18 protein-coding genes are annotated in these 18,275 nt (G+C 66.9%); 11 read left to right on the top strand and 7 right to left on the bottom strand.

Going from position 1 to position 18,275, the window contains the following annotated elements:
* Positions 1-279, top strand: a complete 279-nt coding sequence (locus tag MHY23_RS02710; RefSeq protein ID WP_070474753.1) for a monovalent cation/H+ antiporter complex subunit F — start codon at positions 1-3, stop codon at positions 277-279.
* Positions 276-656: a monovalent cation/H(+) antiporter subunit G gene (locus MHY23_RS02705; protein ID WP_239306319.1), complete on the top strand. Its 381-nt coding sequence runs from the start codon at positions 276-278 to the stop codon at positions 654-656. The genes MHY23_RS02710 and MHY23_RS02705 overlap by 4 nt, the downstream gene beginning before the upstream one ends.
* Here MHY23_RS02705 and MHY23_RS02700 read toward each other — a convergent pair.
* From MHY23_RS02700 to MHY23_RS02690, 3 genes are all read right to left on the bottom strand, one after another.
* A complete protein-coding gene (locus MHY23_RS02700; RefSeq protein WP_239306318.1) occupies positions 646-1,776 on the bottom strand; it encodes a glutamate--cysteine ligase in 1,131 nt (376 codons plus the stop codon). The genes MHY23_RS02705 and MHY23_RS02700 overlap by 11 nt on opposite strands.
* A 225-nt stretch (positions 1,777-2,001) precedes the next feature.
* Entirely contained in the window at positions 2,002-3,201 is a 1,200-nt protein-coding gene (locus MHY23_RS11965) for a LytR C-terminal domain-containing protein (protein WP_239306317.1), read from the bottom strand.
* Between the two features lie 58 nt (positions 3,202-3,259).
* Positions 3,260-3,484: a DUF3263 domain-containing protein gene (locus MHY23_RS02690; RefSeq protein ID WP_239306316.1), complete on the bottom strand. Its 225-nt coding sequence runs from the start codon at positions 3,482-3,484 to the stop codon at positions 3,260-3,262.
* 15 nt (positions 3,485-3,499) lie between these two features.
* On the opposite strand from MHY23_RS02690, the gene MHY23_RS02685 reads away from it, so the two are divergent.
* The 5 genes from MHY23_RS02685 to MHY23_RS02665 are packed head-to-tail and all read left to right on the top strand — an operon-like array spanning position 3,500 to position 8,013.
* On the top strand, positions 3,500-4,078 hold the full coding sequence (locus tag MHY23_RS02685) for a peptide deformylase (RefSeq protein ID WP_239306315.1): 579 nt from the start codon (positions 3,500-3,502) through the stop codon (positions 4,076-4,078).
* Positions 4,079-4,095: 17 nt separating this feature from the next.
* Positions 4,096-5,142 (top strand): hypothetical protein, encoded by a 1,047-nt coding sequence (locus MHY23_RS02680; protein WP_239306381.1) that lies wholly within the window; start codon positions 4,096-4,098, stop codon positions 5,140-5,142.
* 2 nt (positions 5,143-5,144) lie between these two features.
* Positions 5,145-5,741 carry a hypothetical protein gene (locus MHY23_RS02675; RefSeq protein WP_370645800.1) on the top strand — a complete coding sequence of 199 codons (597 nt, stop codon included), beginning with the start codon at positions 5,145-5,147 and terminating at the stop codon, positions 5,739-5,741.
* Between the two features lie 5 nt (positions 5,742-5,746).
* Positions 5,747-6,538: an exodeoxyribonuclease III gene (locus tag MHY23_RS02670; protein ID WP_239306314.1), complete on the top strand. Its 792-nt coding sequence runs from the start codon at positions 5,747-5,749 to the stop codon at positions 6,536-6,538.
* Positions 6,535-8,013: a phosphatidylserine/phosphatidylglycerophosphate/cardiolipin synthase family protein gene (locus MHY23_RS02665; RefSeq protein ID WP_181889124.1), complete on the top strand. Its 1,479-nt coding sequence runs from the start codon at positions 6,535-6,537 to the stop codon at positions 8,011-8,013. Before MHY23_RS02670 ends, MHY23_RS02665 begins: the two co-directional genes overlap by 4 nt.
* A 208-nt stretch (positions 8,014-8,221) precedes the next feature.
* On the opposite strand, the gene MHY23_RS02660 is transcribed toward MHY23_RS02665, so the two are convergent.
* On the bottom strand, positions 8,222-9,163 hold the full coding sequence (locus MHY23_RS02660; RefSeq protein ID WP_239306313.1) for an endonuclease domain-containing protein: 942 nt from the start codon (positions 9,161-9,163) through the stop codon (positions 8,222-8,224).
* A gap of 181 nt (positions 9,164-9,344) precedes the next feature.
* Between MHY23_RS02660 and MHY23_RS02655 the strand changes: the two genes are divergently transcribed.
* Positions 9,345-11,096 carry an IS3 family transposase gene (locus MHY23_RS02655; protein WP_239306312.1) on the top strand — a complete coding sequence of 584 codons (1,752 nt, stop codon included), beginning with the start codon at positions 9,345-9,347 and terminating at the stop codon, positions 11,094-11,096.
* Positions 11,097-11,229: 133 nt separating this feature from the next.
* On the opposite strand, the gene MHY23_RS02650 is transcribed toward MHY23_RS02655, so the two are convergent.
* From MHY23_RS02650 to MHY23_RS02640, 3 genes are read right to left on the bottom strand one after another with little or no spacing between them, the layout of a single operon-like run.
* Positions 11,230-11,958 (bottom strand): ABC transporter permease, encoded by a 729-nt coding sequence (locus MHY23_RS02650; RefSeq protein ID WP_239306311.1) that lies wholly within the window; start codon positions 11,956-11,958, stop codon positions 11,230-11,232.
* A complete protein-coding gene (locus MHY23_RS02645; protein WP_239306310.1) occupies positions 11,951-12,892 on the bottom strand; it encodes an ABC transporter ATP-binding protein in 942 nt (313 codons plus the stop codon). Before MHY23_RS02645 ends, MHY23_RS02650 begins: the two co-directional genes overlap by 8 nt.
* The gene (locus tag MHY23_RS02640) at positions 12,885-13,364 is read right to left on the bottom strand and encodes an NUDIX domain-containing protein (protein WP_239306309.1); all 480 of its coding nucleotides are present in this window, start codon (positions 13,362-13,364) and stop codon (positions 12,885-12,887) included. The genes MHY23_RS02645 and MHY23_RS02640 overlap by 8 nt, the downstream gene beginning before the upstream one ends.
* Positions 13,365-13,401: 37 nt before the next feature.
* On the opposite strand from MHY23_RS02640, the gene MHY23_RS02635 reads away from it, so the two are divergent.
* From MHY23_RS02635 to MHY23_RS02625, 3 genes are read left to right on the top strand one after another with little or no spacing between them, the layout of a single operon-like run.
* Entirely contained in the window at positions 13,402-14,787 is a 1,386-nt protein-coding gene (locus MHY23_RS02635) for a hypothetical protein (protein ID WP_239306308.1), read from the top strand.
* On the top strand, positions 14,784-15,791 hold the full coding sequence (locus tag MHY23_RS02630; protein ID WP_239306307.1) for a glutamate ABC transporter substrate-binding protein: 1,008 nt from the start codon (positions 14,784-14,786) through the stop codon (positions 15,789-15,791). Before MHY23_RS02635 ends, MHY23_RS02630 begins: the two co-directional genes overlap by 4 nt.
* Positions 15,788-18,202: a serine/threonine protein kinase gene (locus MHY23_RS02625; protein WP_239306306.1), complete on the top strand. Its 2,415-nt coding sequence runs from the start codon at positions 15,788-15,790 to the stop codon at positions 18,200-18,202. The genes MHY23_RS02630 and MHY23_RS02625 overlap by 4 nt, the downstream gene beginning before the upstream one ends.
* Positions 18,203-18,275: the final 73 nt, after the last annotated feature.

Here is an 18,275-nt window from a genome sequence, read left to right as displayed (position 1 = left end):
ATGCACAGCACCGCCTACACCGTCTGCCTCACCGTGGCCGCCGTGTTCCTGGTCGCCGGGTTTTTCATCTTCGCCTGGCGGGCCATCGTCGGGCCTGACTCCATGGATCGCATGCTGGCCAACGACGGCATCACCGCCTCCCTCCAGTGCGCACTCGCCCTGTACATCTGCTGGACGCTGGACACCACGGTGGTCAACGTCATGATCGTCATCGCCCTGCTCGGCTTCATCGCCACCCTGTCCGTGGCCCGCTTCCGCAAGAGGGACGGTTCCCTATGATTTCCGACATCATCTCGCTGGTGTTCATCCTCCCCGGCGCGTTCATGGTCTTCTCCGCCGCCGTGGGCACCGCCCGGTTCAACTCCACCCTGGCGCGCGTGCACGCCATCGCCAAACCCCAAACCACCGGCCTGGTGCTGATGATCACCGGCACCATCATCCGCGTGGTCACTGCCGAGGAATTCAGCGTGCACGAACGCGGGGACATCGGCATGATGGTGCTGCTCGTGATTTTCGCCCTGATGACCAGCCCCGTTACCGCGCAGCGTCTCAGCCGCATCGCGCGACGCGAAGGCCTCTACGGCGACGACGAGCAGCTCACCCGCAACGACCGCCCCGCCAGCTACCACCCGCGGCGCGTCAACCCTAAAGGCTGAGCTCCCACATCTCCGCGCAGGTTGCGTCCACGACGTCCTTCCAATCCCCGGTGCGCTGGTAGATCGCGCGCTGGCGCTCATAGCCGGCGCCGCGCTCGATGATCTCGCGGACCAAGTTCAGCTCGTCGACGCAATCGAGGTCGGCGGCGACGGGCGTGAGCTCGTCGATAAGCAATTGCAACTCGTTTTTGATCCAGTCCTCGTCGGTGTCGCGACTCGTGATCACTAGGGCGTCCATGCCGTAGCGGGCGCCGCGCCACTTGTTCTCCGCGACATGCCACTGCTGCAGCGTGGGCAACTTCTCGCCGCGCTCGAGCATGCGGTCGTAGTGGACCACCAGGCAATGCGTCAGCGCCACGACGGCCGCGAGCTCGCGCAGATTACTCGTGGCGTCCGAAATGCGCACCTCGACGGTGCCCCACTTCGCGGCCGGACGGACGTCGAAATGCATCGAGCCCGTGTGGTTGATCACGCCCGACGTCTGCTGGTCGCGCATGAAACCGACCCACTCGTCCCAGCTCTGGAATTGATACGGCATGCCCGCGGTGGGCAGCTGCTGGTACAGCATCGTGCGGTTCGACGCATAAGAAGTGTCGATGCCGTCCCAACCCGGGCTCGACGCGGAAATGGCCAGCAGGTGCGGGTACTTGGTCATCACCGCGTTGATGATCGGCCACACCTTGTCCTCGTGGCTGATACCGACGTGGCAGTGGATGCCCCACAGCAGCATGTGCTGGCCCCAGTACTGCGTGCGGTTAACGATCTCCTCGTACGTGTGCTTCGGACTCAGCGGGTTCGTGCGGAAATCCGAAAACGGGTGGCCTCCACTTGCCCAGAGCTTGAGGCCCATCTCGTCGGCGACCTCCTTGACCGCGTTGAGGTCTTTTTGCAGGGCCTGGATGGCCTCTTTGGTGTTCGCGCAGATCGGCGTGACCAGCTCGATGGTGTTCTGCAGGAACTCCGGCTCGAGATGGACGTCCGGGTGGCGGGCCTGCACCTTTTCGATCACCTCGGCGGCGCGGGGCACCAAGTCGCGCGTGACCGGGTCGACGAGGCAAATCTCCCACTCGACGCCGAGGGTGGGGCCATCGGACCTGGCAAAATCGCGGAATGGATCCATAATGGACGAGCCTATCCTCTGCGGCGGCTGGGGCGGGTGCCGGAGGCGGGTTTATATGCGCGGGGTGGGTTGGGCTTTCGGTGCGCTGGCTTGCGGGGGCGCGCCGCCCCAACCCGCCAATGCGCCGAAACCGGCTACCTAGAACCGGTTACCAGCTTGATTTTCGCTTGGTAGCCGGTTCTAGGTAGCCGGTTTTGCCGGAGGGAGCGCTCTGGGCGCGCGTAGCTAGCCCGCCAGGACCACCGCCACGGCGGCGCTGTTGTTCGCGGCCTGCTCCGGGATGCTCGTCGCACCCTCGGGGAGGTCGCCCTTCGCGCGGGCGGCGCCACCGACGCGGCGGGCGATGTCTGCCGCCACCTGCTCAGCGCCCGGGACGGCCGGGTCGAAGAAGACGTAGGTCTCCGGGAAGACGCCGTAGACCTGCTCCGGCATGTTCATCACTGCGGCGTCGGCGGAGTTGTTGGCCACGTTGTACTGGCCCTTCAGCTGGTCCGCGGTGCGGCTGGCCAGGTCCGGGGTGCCGGAGTTGTTGTAGACGTACACCTGGGCCGACGCGTTGTCGAGGCCGGCGCCCGCCGGAGCTGGTGCCGGCGCCGGCGCGGGCTGGTCGTTCTCACCCTGGCCCTCGGCGCCTTCCGGACGCTGGGCGTTGGGATCCTGGGCGTTGGGGTCCTGGGCCGGCTGGCCCTCAGTGTTCTGGGCGTTCTGGTCGGCGCCCGTTGCTGCGCCGCCCTGGCCCTCGGCACCCTGGCCAGCGCCGTCAGCGCCCTGGCCGTTCTGACCAGCCCCGTCGCCGGCCGGCACCGCCGCGGAGGTGCCCACCACGGTCGACGAGGCCGGGGCGGCGCCTTCGCCGTCGCTGCCCTTGTCGTCCTGGGTCATCTTCCAAATCCCCCACAGCGCCAGCAGCGCCGCCACGGCGATCAGGATCATCGCCAGGCCGCGCTTCGGCAGGCCGCCTTCCGCGGCGCCGCCTGCAGCAGATGCCTTTCGACGTCCCTTCGGCTCACCCTCGTAATCCTCCTCGTAGGCGCCGTCGTAGGGCTCGTCGTAAATAGCGTCGTCGGCGTTGCGGGAGCGACGGCGCGCCCCAGCAGCACCAGCAGCACCAGCAGCGCCCGCCGCGGCGGCGCCTGCGCCGGGGAGGTGGCGGGTGTCGTCGGCGTACCCGGCCTGGCCAGCACCGTAACCGGCACCGTAATCAACGTCCTCGATGTACTCGGAGTCGTCGTCGCGGCGGTGGGCGCCGCGGTACTCGGTGTCGTCGACGATTTCGGCGTCGATCGGCTCGGCATCGTACGAGCCGTCGTACGCCTCGTCGTACGCGCCGCCAAACGAGTCGGAGTTGCCGGTGTAGCGCGTGGAGCCGGAGCCCGGCTCGAACTCGAAGTCGGGACGGTTGTTGCCATAGTTGTCGTTAGTCACATCGGCAACTCTAACCACACCGCCTCGGAATCCAGGCGCAACACACCGTAAAGCTGAACTAGAGGTTGGGGGACCTTTGGTCGTCGCGAAGCCTTTGCAAACGCCGCACCAGCTGGGGCTCGGCCGCGAGCGCATCGGGCGAGTCGAGCAACCGGTTGAGATGCTGGTAGTAGCGGATGGGCTGCATGCCCAGCTCAGCGCGCACCGCATCCTCGCGCGCGCCGATCGACCTGGGGGCGCGCGCGGCGAAGCGGAGCACGGAAAGGTCGGTCTCTGAAAGCATGCCTAATATATTGGCATGACCATCCGACCCATCGTTATCCACGGCGACCCGGTGCTGCACGAGCCGACCAAGGAAGTCACGCAGCCCGTCGAGGAGCTGCAAGAGCTCATCGCCGACATGCACGAAACCATGGACGCCGCCCACGGCGTGGGCCTGGCCGCCAACCAGATCGGCGTGCCGCTGCGCATCTTCGTCTACCACTGCCCGGACGGCGAGACCATGCGCCGCGGCACCGTGATCAACCCGGTGCTGGAGACCTCCGAGATCCCGAAGACCATGCCGAGCGACACCGGCGAGGACGACGAAGGCTGCCTGTCCGTGCCGGGCTACGGCTGGCCCACTGGCCGCGCGGACTGGGCGAAGGTGACCGGCCTGGACGAAAACGGCAACGAGATTGAGATCGAGGGCACCGGCTTTTTCGCCCGCTGCCTGCAGCACGAAACGGGTCACCTGGACGGCTTTTTGTACACGGACGTGCTCACGGGCCGCTACAAGAAGGAGGCCAAGCGCGTGATCCGCGACAACGGCTGGAAGGAAGCCGGCCACACTTGGCTTCCGGGCACGGACGAAGATCCGTTCGGCCACGACGACTAACGCGCTAAGATATCGCCATGCGTATCCCCGCCGCCATCGCCGCCGCGTCGCTCACCCTCGCTCCGGCGACGCCCGCGGAGCCAGTTGAGCAGTTGCTTGACGACGTCTCCGCCACCCACGAGACCTCCATCACCGCCATCAACAGCGCAGAGACCGACGACGAGGTGCGAGACGTGCTCATCGCCTGGCGCAAGGAGCTCATCGCGGCCTCCGACGAGCTGGCCGAGCTGCGCGAGGAAGCCGCCGAAGACGGCCTGACCAAGGAGGAGAAGGCCACCTTCGACGAGGCGGCTGCGGCGCTGAAGCGCGAGCGCGCGGGTGTGCGCCAGTTGCGCTCGGAGCTTTTGCCTGACGACGAACCCGTGGTCGTGCCCGCCCCCATCGAGGGCCTCGGCGGGATCCTGGGCACCACCGCCATTGACGCGTTCGAGCGATCCGAAACCGGCGACGCCCCGATCGTGTTCGGCATCCCCGGCGCGGAGCGCACGCGCGATGCGGAGGAGGCGACCACACCGACGGTGGCCGAGGAGCCGACCACCCCGTCGACGTCCCCAGCCGTCATCACCACCCCGGCCACCACTACTGAGACCACACCGACCAGCACTGCCGAGACCAGCACCTCCCCCGCGTTCGGCCCCGAGGTGACCCACAGCGTGGAGCGCCTCCAGGACACCGAAACCTCCACCGACGAAACCACCACTTCGGAGACCACGACGACGGAGACCACCACCACCGACTCGTCGACCACCTCTTCCTCGTCCACCACCACGGACACCTCCGCGACCACCACCGCGTCCTCGACCACCACGTCGAGCAGCTCCGCCCGCACCGTGCTGGAGAACCGCACCACGTCGGCGACGTCCAGCTCGACCACGTCCTCGTCGTCCACCACGTCGAAGACGTCGTCGACCACCACCACCGAGGACGACGACGAGCGCGACGACGACCTCGCCGACACCGGCACCCCGATGCGCGCCCTGATCGCCATCGGCATGCTCTCCCTGCTGATCGGCGCTGCCCTGGTGCTCACCGGCGCGATCCGCCCGCGCGGGGCCCGCAAGTAGGCGTGTCCCGGATTTTCCGCTCCGACGAAGTCGCGGTGGGCGACCGCGTCGTGGTGCGCCAGCGCCGCGGCGAGCACGCCAGCGACATCATCGGCCACGTGCTCAGCCTCGACCCGCTGGTGATCCGCCCGCAGGAGGTCGGCGGCTTCCCCTCCTCCAAGGAGGCGATCGAGGTCACGGACCTGCACATCATCAAGAAGCTCTCGCCGCGCACCGTGCGCAACTCGGAAATCCGCGGGCTGGAAAAACGCCTCGCAGACCGCCTCAACGTGCGCGATTCTGAGTGGGCCGGCGGCTGGCTCATGCGCACAGGCGACACCGAGGAGGCCAACTCCGCGGTCCCGCTCGGCCCCTCGGCGGGCTTCGAGCCCTTGCCTCTCGACGCCATCCGGTCCTTCTACGACCAGCGGAGCCTGCCGGTGCGGCTGGTCATCCCGGAGCGGATCGGCAAACCGGCGCTGAAGGTGCTCGATCACGCATGGGAGCTCCAGGACGAGCAGATTGCCTGGGTTGCGGGGGAGGCCTTTGGTGTGGCGTCGATAGGCAATGTGCCCGAAGGGGCGCTGGAACACCACCGTAGGCGGCTGGCGCTAGGCTAGGCCGCATGCGAATCGCCACATGGAACGTCAACTCGGTGCGCACCCGCGCCGAGCGGATCGCCGCCTTCCTCGAACGCGAGGACGTGGACGTGCTGGCGATGCAAGAAACCAAAACCGCCGACAGCAAATTCCCCTACGCCACCTTCGAAGCCGCAGGTTACGAGGTCGCGCACGTCGGGGTCAGCCAGTGGAACGGCGTGGCGATCGCCTCGCGCGTGGGGCTGGACAACGTCCGCGACAGCTTCACCCGCCAGCCCGCGTTTGCCAAGAAGGGCGACCCGGAGCGCGAGGCGCGCGCCGTTGGGGCGGTGTGCGGCGGGGTGGACGTGTGGAGCCTGTACGTGCCCAACGGCCGCGAAATCGGCGACCCGCACTACGACTACAAACTGCAGTTCCTCTGGTCCCTTGCCGACCAGGTCCAGCCCGGGGAGCTGCAGGTGTACATGGGCGACTTCAACGTCGCACCCCGCGACGAGGACGTGTGGGACGTTTCCTGGTTCGAGGGCAAAACGCACGTGACCGAGCCGGAGCGAGCCGCGTTCCAGATGCTGCTCGAGGCCGGGCTTTACGAGGTCCCCCACGAGCAGCAGTACACGTTCTGGGACTACAAAGCCATGCGCTTTCAGAAGAACGAGGGCATGCTCATCGACTTCCAGCTGGCCACCAAGCCCATGTTCGACCGGGTCCAACGCGCGTTCGTTGACGTGGAGGAGCGCAAGGGCAAGGGCGCGTCCGACCACGCGCCCGTGATCGTGGACTACGACACCCGCGGCCTGGCCTACGACGAGGTGCGATGAGCCTGGATTTGTCCTGGTGGCAGTTCGCGGCCATGGTCGTGGACTACGCCATCAAATTCGTGATGATCGGCGTGGTGCCCGGCGGGCGCAAACCCTCCTCCGCCAACGCCTGGCTGCTTTTGATCCTGCTGCTGCCGGTAGTGGGCCTGCCGCTGTACCTGCTGTTCGGCTCCACATTCGTCTCGCGCCGCCGCCACCGCATCCAAGTCCAGGCGCGCCGCGCGCTCGACGGCGCGTGGGCGGGCCCCGACGACACCATCGCCCACCTGCCGCCCGAAACCGCCTCGCTGGTGCGCCTCAACCGCGAACTCACCGGCTACCCCGCCGTCCGCGGCGAGGTGCGCGCGCTGTGGGCGGACTACCGCAAAACGATGCTGCGGATAGCCAAGCTTATCGACGAAGCATCCGCCACCATCTCCATCGAAATCTATGCCGTCGCCTGGGACGACACAACGGACGTGGTGTTCCGGGCGCTGCAGCGCGCCGTCGCGCGGGGAGTGCACGTGCGGCTGCTTTTCGACCACATCGGCTCCGCCAAATACCCCGGCTTCCGGGCTTTGAAGAAGCGGCTTACCGACATCGGCGTGGACTGGCACATGATGCTGCCCCTAGCTCCCTTGCGCGGCCGCTGGCGCCGCCCCGACCTGCGCAACCACCGCAAAGTGGTGGTCATCGACTCTGAGGTGGCGTTCGTCGGCTCGTTCAACCTCATCGACCGCGGCTACCTCATGCCCGGCCATGTGAAGGCCGGGCGCCAGTGGGTCGACGCTTTCGTGGAGCTGGAGGGGCCGATCGTGGAGTCCGTCGAGTCCATGTTCGCCGTGGACTGGTACACCGAATCCGGCGAGACGCTCGACGTGGTGGCTGGTTCCGGTGCTGGGGCTGGTGAGGGGGTGGCGGAGCCGTCGACAGGCGATGTGCTCCAGCTTGTCCCCTCCGGGCCCGGATACCTCACCGAGCCGAACCTGCGCATGTTCAACTCCATCGTCCACAACGCGAAAGAGCAGCTCACGCTGTGCTCGCCGTACTTCGTGCCCGAGGAATCGCTGCTGGAGGCCATCACCTCCGCGTGCTACCGCGGCGTGCGCGTGGACCTCTTCGTCGGCGAAAAGGCCGACCAATTCATGGTGCAGCACGCCCAATCTGCGTACTACGAGGCGCTGCTGGAGGCCGGAGTGCGCATCTGGGAATTCCCCGCGCCGTACGTGCTGCACACCAAGTTCGTGCTTGCCGATCCCGGGCGCGAGGGCGCCGTCGGTGTGCTCGGGTCCTCCAACATGGACATCCGCTCCTTCTCGCTGAACTACGAATCCTCCCTGCTCGTCGCGTCCGGCGCTTTGCTGCCGGCGCTGGAGCAGCTGGGCGCGAACTACCAGGCCGTCTCGCGCGAGCTGACGCTGGAGCGGTGGGCGCGCAGGCCCTGGTACCGGCGGTACGTGGACAACGTGATGAAGCTGACGTCGGCGCTGCAGTAGGGGTCGCGGTGCTCCCGGTGGTGCGCGGCCGTCTTCTGCCCCGCCGCACCGGTTTTCGCGCCGGTCCCCGACGCCAGGCCGCCTCCGCCTCGCCCCCACCGCTAAACCGGCTACCTACAACCGGCTACCAGGCGTTTTATAGCGCGGTAGCCGGTTGTAGGTAGCCGGTTACGGGCGAAAGATGCCGCGGCACGGGTTCGACTGGGGCCTAGCGCGGGCGACGAGTGGTAGCCGGAACTCGTACCGATGGGTTGGCATCCGCCTCCACCTTGCTGGCCATAATGCGGCGTATGCAATCTTCAGGGTCCTGGATGATTTCGGCGGGGAAAAGACGAATCACCGTATACCCTTGTTCCCTGAGCCACCGGTCGCGTTTCTCCTGCTTGATCACTGCCTCGAAAGGCTTGTCTTTGAACTTGAGGTACCCGTCGATCTCGATGACCAGCGTCCCCCACAGCAGGTCGACTCGGTAGTACCGCCCGATCCACATCTGCTCCCTCACCTTGATTCCGCGCAACGCCAACAGCACCCTCACGACGGACTCGAATGGAGACTCCGACAGCGATGAGCTCAAAGCGATAGCCTCTTTCACGCGGCCGATCCCCCGCTTACCGCGCATGCGCTGCGCTACCGCCAGAATTTCGTCGCACCACATCTGTTGCTGAAGCGGCGCCATTTCGCGGTATTGCCCGTCGATGGCCGCAGTAGCGTCCGGGACACCATGGAATCTGGCGATGTCTACGACGGTGCGGGGTGGCGTCGTCAGGCGAAGGGTTGCTCCCGCGCCCGCACGGTCGATCGGATCACGGACCACGGTGTCGATCTCGGGAACACTGATGTGCCGGTACAGCACCCCCTCAGGCCACTGCTTCTTCGGCGGCGGGTTGCCGTTGCACTGCGCGAGCTCTACCAGCTCTTCCAGGTTGGGAACCACCCACATGCCGTGCATGCGGGCAGCAGACCTGCCGACGAGCACCGCCTTATACGCCGCAGCCGACACGGAGTAGCAGCGGAGATACTCCTGCTCGTGCGATTCCAACGTGTCCCAGTCTGTGGCGGCGATGAACTTTGTTGCAGATAGCTGCCGGCAGTCCTGGGCCTCGGCGGTTTGCCGTGACATCAGCATTCCGGTTAGACGTGCTCGATCCATGGTTCCCCCTGTGATCCATCCCCCGATGACGTAGTCAGATTAGCAAACCACGCTCGGTCGTGCTCGCCTTCCTCACGCCGCGCCGCCCCGAACACAAACACCGGCTACCTACAACCGGCTACCAGGCCCAAATGGGAGCGCGGACAAAAAGTTGGAGTGTTGGGGGCTGGAAGGTATTCCGATGCCCGCAGGTTTTCCATCTGATATCCGCGTTGGTGCGGTTGAGAGGTTTTTGGCCGGGTCGTCTGCCCGTGAGGTCTGCGACTGGGCTGAACACGCGTGTGGTCGCCGGCCGTCGGTGGCCACGGTCGGCAACTGGGTTGCGGCCAAGCGTCGTGGCCAGAGCTTGGACGGTGCCAGACGCGCCTACGACGCTGAGACCATCGCAAAAGTTGTCGCACGCAGATTGACCTCGCAGGCGACAGTGCGTGACATCGCTGTAGAGTTCGATGTCCACGACACCGCGGCACTGACCTGGACGAAGCGGTATTGGCCCGACGATGACGAACGCGATTCGGCAGCGTCGATGACATTCGACGAGGCGTTTGCGGCGACAATGGAACGCGTGAGCAAACACCGCAAAGTCCAACGCAACCATCAGCAGCAGCGAGTCGATGAGGCAGCCGATGCGAAGAAACCACCCCGGCCAGTCAACGAGTGGCTGCCAGGGCCTGGGCCGATAGACGATATCGCTGATTTACCCAGTGACATGGACGAGCTGAAAAAGCTCGTTGTTGAGATGCGCGACCGGGAAACGGTCAAAGACGCCATTATCCAAGTGCTCATGAGCGACGGTGAGCCACGGGGAAAAGACAACGTCCGCGACGGTGAGTCGCGGGGAAAAGACGACGTCCGTGACGGTGAGCTGTCCACCGCGGCGAAAGCCGCTGTGGTGGTTGCCCTCACGGACGCCCACGGGTTTTCCATCGCTCGAGCATGCGCGGTTGTCGGGATTGCGCAGTCGACGTTTTACTACCACCGACACAAACACACGCAGGTAGTGCAACAGCGCGAACAGCGCCGCGCTGCACTCAAACCGTTGATCTTGCAGGCGGCAGCCGAATCCGGGCAAAGCTACGGCTACCGGCGCATCCACGCCTGGCTGAAGATCATGGGGCATACGGTGTCGGAAAAGATCGTGCGCACTCTCATGCAAGAGCTTGGGTGCCGCCCACCGGCGAAGGCGTCTGGCAAGTACTCCTCCTACACCGGTGAAACCGACCACAAACCGGCAAACCTGCTGCTGATCACCCCACCCGACAGCAGCGACGGGGATGCGGATTCGGATGTGGCCCGGCCGGTTGTTGCACTGTCGCAGTATTTCATCGACCACGCCGACACTCAGGGGCTTACCCACGATTTCCACGCGGATGCCCCGTGGGAGAAAATCGGCACCGACGTCACCGAAATCCACTGCCCAGACGGGAAGTTGTTCCTGTCGGCAGCGATCGATTTCTACGACGGGATGCCGATTGCGGTCACCATGTCGACGTCGCCGAATCACGACTTGGTCGCCGAGATGATCGCGCGAATCGACGAGGTAAAACCCGACGGTGCGCAACCGATTATCCATTCCGACCGTGGCGGGCTCTACCGCAGTGAACGCTGGGTCAGCCTGATCACCGACCACACCCACAACATCCTGGATTGCCCCGACTGCCAGGCCGATGCGTGGTGCGACAACCGGTGGCGATACATCCCGTCACTGTCACGCAAAGCCACCAGCGGCGACAACGCGCGCACCGAAGGGTTCTTCGGCACGATGAAACAAGAACTGCTCAAAGGCAGGCCTGTGGTGTCAACGATGACGGTGGAGCAAATGCGCGACTATATTGACACCTACATCGACTTCTACATTCACAGACGATTGAAGTCGACACTCGGCGACGGCTACACCACCATCGCCGAACACCGACAAGCACTGAGTGCATAACAACGAGACAAAGTCCCCCAAATGCACTCCAAGAATTTGTCCGCATCCCCAATCGCCTGGTAGCCGGTTGTAGGTAGCCGGTTTGGGGAGAGGAGCGGCCGGCGGAAGGAGGGCGCCCCAACCTCCAGAACCCCTACGCGTCGCGGGTCTCCAGCAGCACCACGCCGATGATCCACGCCGCCACGGCCCACACCGCGAAGATCAGAAGCGACACGGGCAGCGTCCAGTTCGCGGGGCTGTTGGTCATGAACGCCATGAGGTTGCCAAACGGCAGGAATTTGGCCACGTCGGCGCCGTAGCGCGGGATGAACCCGACGATGGATTCGATCAGCAGCATCATGCCCATGCCGGTGACCACGGCGCCGGAGGTGTTGCGCGTGATCCAGCCCACGCCCTGCTGGAACAGGGTGATCAGGGCCATGCCGAGGGGGATGGCCCACAGGGCGCGTCGGGAGGCGGTGTTGCTCACCCAGTTCGCGGGCACGGGCGCGGTGAGGTCGCCGACCGTAAACGCGACGGCGAGCCCCACGAAGGTCGCCAGCGCAGCCAGGACAGCCCCGAGCACAAGCTTTGCGACGGCCACCTGCCACCGCTTCGGCGCAACCCTGAAGTTCGTCGGCGGGATGCCGAACCGGTACTCGGTGGTCACGGTCATGGAGGCCTGCACGATCACGACGATCGCGGTGATCAGCGCCATCGTGGCGGCGACGGTCAGGGGGGCGTACGGCATGCCGCCGAGTTTGGAGGCGAAACCGAACAGGGCACCGAAGAAGGCGCCGAAGACGATGATCAGCGCGGAGTTCCACCAGAAGGAGGCGGTGGAGCGCAGTTTGGTCCACTCGGCGGGGAACAGGTTAAGCATTGGTACCTCCGGAGACGTACTGGGCGTGGCCCTCGGTGGACTGCATGTAGGCCTCCTCGAGGGAGGCGCGGCGCTCGGAAAGCTCGGACAGGGGCACGCCGGCGGCGAAGGCGACGCGGCCGACGTCGTCGGATGTGCGGTCCGGGATCTCGAACACGGAGCGTCCGTCCCCATCGACCGCGCGCTTGAACGGCATGGCCGTGTCGGCGTGCTGCAGCGCGGCGGCCAGGGAGGCGGCGTCGTCCTCGGTGGGGGTGCGCACGATGGTGGTTACGCCGGAGTTTGAGCGGATGAACTCCGCAACCGAGGTGTTAGCGACCAGGCGGCCGCGGCCGATGATGATGAGGTCCTCGGCGGTTTGCGCCATCTCGGCGAGCAGGTGGGAGGACACGAGCACGGTGCGCCCCTCGGCGGCGAGAGACTGCAGCAGCTCGCGCACCCAGCGGATGCCGGCGGGGTCGAGGCCGTTGACGGGCTCGTCCAGGATCAGGTACTCCGGGTCGCCGAGCAGCGCCGCCGCGATGCCGAGGCGCTGCCCCATGCCCAGGGAGAATCCGCCGACGCGTTTGCCGGCCACATCCGTCAACCCCACCAGCTCGAGCACCTCGTCGACGCGGGTGCGCGGCAGCCCGGCGGCTTGCGCTTGCCAGAGCAGGCTGGCGCGGGCGGAGCGGTTGGGGTGGACACCTTTGGCGTCGAGAAGCGCGCCCACTGTGCGCGACGGATTTTGCAGCGAGCGGTAGGGCACGCCGTCGATGAGCGCGGTGCCGGATGTTGGGCGGTCCAGCCCCAGAATCATGCGCATGGTGGTGGATTTCCCTGCGCCGTTGGGGCCGAGGAAGCCGGTGACGACGCCGGGTTTGACGGTGAACGTGAGGTCGTCAACCGCTTGGACGGCGCCGTACCGTTTGGTCAGGCCTTGCACTTCAATCATGCGGTTCAGTATGCACCATGGCTTTAGCGAGCACATTGCTTAGCGACGCCGCAAAGCCCGGGTGCAGCTCAAACCCCGAAACCTCAGTCAGGGGCACCCAGCGCAGTTCCTCCGACTCTTCGTTGGCGGTCACGGCCAATGGCGCCTCGCACAGCGCGATGACGGTGGTGTAGCTCCACTCCGGCAGGTCCGTGGTGACCAGCTCTTCGACCACGTCGATGCGGCCCGGGTCGATGGCGCACTCCTCCACGGACTCGCGCACCGCCGCCTGCGCTGGGGTTTCGTGGCTGTCGCGGGCGCCGCCGGGGATGCCCCAGGTACCGCCCTGGGCGGTCCAGCCGGCGCGGTGCTGCAGCAGCACTTTCGCGTCCGCTCCGCTACCGGCGACGAGGAAGAGGCCAGCGGCGCCGAAGCGCCCCCAAAGTTTTGTGCCGTCGAGTGTGGTGACCCAGCCGTTTCCGTCGCCAAGCATGGCCCCCACTGTAGGCGCGAACAGTTATCATTGCGGAATGGTGACGCAAAGCAGGCCGAGCGACGACGCGTGGCTCGACGAGCTTGAAGCGCGCCCGGCGCACCCGCGCCTGCACGGCGTCCTCCACGGCCCGCTGGCCGGTCCCGTTCGCATGGGCCGGCGCGGCCACGCGTTCGCGCGGACCACCCCCGGCAAGCTCATCGTGGTGATGGTGCTGCTGACCGCCATGCTGCTGGCGGCGGGGCTTTCCATGAGCCAGTCCATGTCCAACCGCAACCAGGCGCTGGACACGGTGCGCGAGGCCACGGAGCCGATGAGCGCGGCGGCGCACCTGCTTTCCACCTCGCTGCTGCGCGCGGACACCATCGCGGCGGGCGGGTTTGTCCAGCCCGGGCCGCTGTCGCACGAGGACGTGCAGGCCTACTCCGCAGCACTGGACACGGCAGTCAGCTCCGCCGGCGAGATTTACAAGGGCGCGGTGGAGGCCAACACCGCCACCAGCGAGCGCATCGAGCAGCTGGTCAGCGACATCCAGCGGGACCTGCCGGTCTACGCCGGCCTGAACGAGCGAGCACGCGTGAACCAGCGCATGGGCAACCCGGTGGGCGTGGCGTACATGTCCGAGGCGTCCAGCATCATGCGCACCCGCATGCTGGTGGCGGCCTCCGAGATCAACGCTCTGACCCGCGAGGACGTGGCCAAGGAAATGCGACGCTTATCCGAGCCGCAGTGGGTGCCGCTGTCCGGTCTGGCGGCGGCACTCGGGTTCCTCGTGCTCGCCCAGTGGTGGCTGTGGCGGGTGTTCCGCCGCCGCCTGAACAAGGGTTTCCTCGCTGGCACCCTCGCGGTGGTGGTGGCGCTGAGCTGGGCGGGCGTGTCCAACTACCAGTCCTGGCGCAACGGTTCGGTGGAGTACGAGCGGGCTGCGAAGCCCTGGGAGGAGCTCACCGCCGCCCGCTTCGACGCGCTGGAGACGCGCACGGACGAGACGTTCGCGCTGCTGCGCCGCCAGTCCGTGGTGCACTCGTCGCGGGCGTTCGACGGCACGTATGCGTCGGTAAGCGCGGCGCTCGCAACGGCAGAGGAGTACGGCGGGGAGCAGCAGCTTATCGACGACGCACGCGACGCCCTGCGCACCTGGGCCTACGAGCACAACGAACTCGTCGGCGCGCTGAACACGGGCAGCTACGAGCAGGCGGCGGCGCTGTTGGCCTCCGGCGGCGGGGCGGGCGAGGCGCCGTTCAGGGAGCTGGACGCGACGCTGTCCAAGCTCATCGCGTCGTCGAGGGAGGGCACGCAGGCCTACATCGACGCCTCGCTGGACGCGACGCGGCAGGTCTCCGCGTGGGTGGCGCTGCTGTCCGTTATAGCCGTGGTCTGCACGTGGCTGGGCATCCGCAGAAGGCTGGGTGAGTACCTGTGAGAAGGACATGGACCGCGTGCGCGGCGGTGCTGGCGCTGGGGCTTTCGGGGTGCTCGGAGGAGCCGACCCCGGTGCGCGCCACCATCGCCCCAGAGCACGAAACCTCCACCACGCGCGAGCTCTTGCCGCTGCCGCCCGGCGCGGCCCTCGAGGACGTGCAAGGGGTGCCGGCGGAGCCGTACGTGCCGGCGAAGCTGGACTGGGAGGGCTCGCTCAATCCGCGCAACGCCGAGGACGCCACCCCGAACCTGGACCGGATCAAGCGGCGCGGCCGGCTGGTGGTGGGCATCGACCAGTCCCTCTACCTGCTGGCGTTCCGCGACACCGCCAGCGGCGAGCTGCGCGGGCTGGAGGTGGACCTCGCCCGGGCGATCGCAGAAGACATTTTCGACGAGGAGCACACCGGGATCAACCGCCTGGACCTGCGGTTTGTGGACTCGGCTTCGCGCGCCGAGGCGCTGAACAACGGCGAGGTGGACATCGTCATCCGCACCATGTCCATCACGCCGGAGCGCGCGAAGTCGATCGATTTTTCCACCCCGTATCTGACCTCTGGCGTGCAGGTTCTGGTGCCGCGGGACCGGGGAGTGGACGACATCAACCAGCTGGGCGGCAAAACGGTGTGCATCGTCGACGGCACGAACCTGACCCAGATCGCGCGCACGTTCACCCCGCACTCGAATATTTTGCGCACCCGCTCCTGGTCCGACTGCTTGATGGCCACTCAGCAGTTCCAGGCGGACGCGATCGTGGCGGACGATTCCATCCTGGCGGGCCTGTCCGCGCAGGACCCGTACGCGACGATCCTGCCGGGCACGCTGGCGACGCAGTACTACGGCGTGGGCATCCCGAAGGGCCAGACGGACCTGGTGCGGCAGGTCAATTCGACGCTGGAGCGGATGCGTAACGACGGCACGTGGTACGAGCTCTACTCCACCTGGCTCGGGGGCTCCATCGCGGAGTCCTCCCCGCCGCCGCTGATGTACCGGAAGGAGGAGCAGTGAGCACTGAGCAGGATTCGCAGGACCCGCTGGAGCAGCGCACCGAGGCGGTCCCATTCGACCCGTTCGCGGATGAGGACGACGCCGAGCCGGGCACCGAGGCCGTCGCGTTCGACCCCTTCGCCGACGACGATGACGAGGACGGCTGGGACTCCGACGGCGAGACGGACTACTCCGCCATGGGCGAGATGGCCGGCCTGCTCAAAGACTTGGACAAGCTGCGCAAGGGCGGCAACCGCGAGGACCCCTCGCAGCGCTCGCGCCGGCTCGCCCTGGACACGTTCCGCGAGCGCCGCGGCACCCGCCGCGCCACCCGCGTGGTCGCCGACGGCATGGTGGAGCTGCCCTGGGTGGAGCCCACCGAGCCGAAGGAAGCGCTGATCGACCCGGAGCCGGCCGTGGTGAAAAAGGGCATCGCCCCGCCGGTGCTGCACCCCGGCGACGTGGTGGCCAGCCAGTACGAGATCATGGGCGTCATCGCCCACGGTGGCATGGGCTGGATCTACCTGGCACAGGACCACCACGTGGCGGGCCGCGTGGTGGTGCTCAAGGGCCTGCACTCCACGGACAACCCGGACGAGGCGGCCGCCGCCGCTGCCGAGCGCGAGTTCCTGGCGGAGATGACCCATCCCGGCATCGTGCAGATCTACAACTTCATCGACGACCCGCGCGTGCCCGGCGGGTTCACCGTCATGGAGTACGTGGGCGGGCCGAGTTTACGGGCATGGCGGAATGCGTCGACAAGCAAAGTGCTCCAACCCGACATCGCCATCGCCTACATGCTCGAAGTCCTGCCGGCGCTGGACTACCTGCACTCGCGCGGAGTGGTGTACAACGACCTGAAGCCCGACAACATCATCGTCACCGAAGACCAAGTCAAGCTGATTGACATGGGCGCGGTCTCCGGCATCGGCGCCTTCGGGTTCATCTACGGCACGAAGGGGTTCCAGGCGCCGGAGGTGGCCACCGAAGGGCCGTCCGTCGCCTCCGACGTGTACACCGTGGGCCGCACCTTGGCGTCGCTGGTGGTGGACCTGCCGCAAACCGACGGCGTGTACGACCTAGGCATCCCCTCCCCCGCCGACGAACCGCTGTTCCGCCAGTACACCTCCCTGTACCGGCTGCTCGCGCGCTGCTGCAACGAGGACCCCGCGCAGCGCTTCACCAGCCTCACCGAGCTGGAGGCGCAGATGCTCGGCGTGCTGCGCGAGATCGTCGCCGTGCGCGACGGGCGCACCTACCCCGCGCAGCACTCCCTGTTCTCCCCTCAGCGTACGACGTTCGGCACCAAACACCTGGTGTTCCGCACCGACCAGCTCATCGACGGCATCGCCCGCAGCGTGGACATCACCCCGCAAGAGGTCGTCGCCGCGCTGCCGTCGCCGCTGGTCAACCGCGACGATGTCGGCGCCGCGATGCTCCAGGGCTCCTCGTATGCCGAACCGCGCGAAACGCTGGAGACGCTGCGCCAGGCCATGACCACCCCGCAGTACGAGCACTCCATCGAAATCCCCTTCGGCGTCGTGCGCACCATGATCGACCTGGGCCTGACCACCCAGGCGCGCGCCTGGCTGCGCTCGCTGTCCGAGCGCTTCGGCGACAACTGGCGCTACTCCTGGTACGCGGGCGTCGTGGAGACGCTCCTGGGCGACTTCGCCTCCGCGAAGGGTTCGTTTTCGCAGGTGCTCAACCAGCTGCCCGGCGAGGCCGCCCCCAAACTGGCGCTCGCCGCAGTTAGCGAGCTCATCCTCCAGGAGGGCGGGTACCAATCGAGTGCGCTGCTTCACGACGAGCTCTCGCCCGCCGCTGCCGGCCTCACCCAACACCTCCGCGACGTGCCGCGCTCCGTGTTCGAGCGCATGGCCGCCGACGGGGCCACAGATAACACGTGGTCGCTGACCGTGACCGCCCCCGAAGGCCTGCGCTTCCACGCCACCCGCCTCTACGCTCTGGTGTGGATGACCAACCCCACCACCGTCTCCTCCGCGTTCGGCCTGGCCCGCATGCTCATGTGCGAAGGCGAAGTGGACCTGGCCATCAAGGCCCTGGACAAGGTGCCCAACGCGTCACGCCACTACCGGATGGCGCAGCTGACCGCCATTTTGTGCCTGGTTGCCGAGGGCGCCACCGAAGACCACATCCGGCTCGCCGCCCGCCGCCTCGAGCAGATCCCCTCCACCGAGCCACGCTTCTTGCAGATCAAGGTCGCCGTCATCGAGGCCGGCCTGACGTACCTGCGCGCCCACCAGGCCTCCACCAACGTTGCGCTGTTCGAGTACCCCTTCACCATCCGGGGCCTGCGCCGCGGCCTGGCGCAGACGCTGCGGGACCAGGCCCGGGTGGCGCCGTACCCGAAGCACCGGTACGCGCTGGTGGACCTGGCCAACAAGGTCCGCCCCGCCACCTGGTTCTAGGGGTTTGGGCGGCGGGGACCGAGCGGGGCGGCGGCCCGCCGACACATCGCGGCGGAATCTGTCAGGCGGGCCC

This window comes from Corynebacterium sp. ACRQP, from assembly GCF_022345915.1.
Classification (GTDB): Bacteria; Actinomycetota; Actinomycetes; order Mycobacteriales; family Mycobacteriaceae; genus Corynebacterium; species Corynebacterium lehmanniae.
Note: the sequence above shows the minus strand (reverse complement) of the source record. Positions and strands in the feature narration are given on the sequence as shown.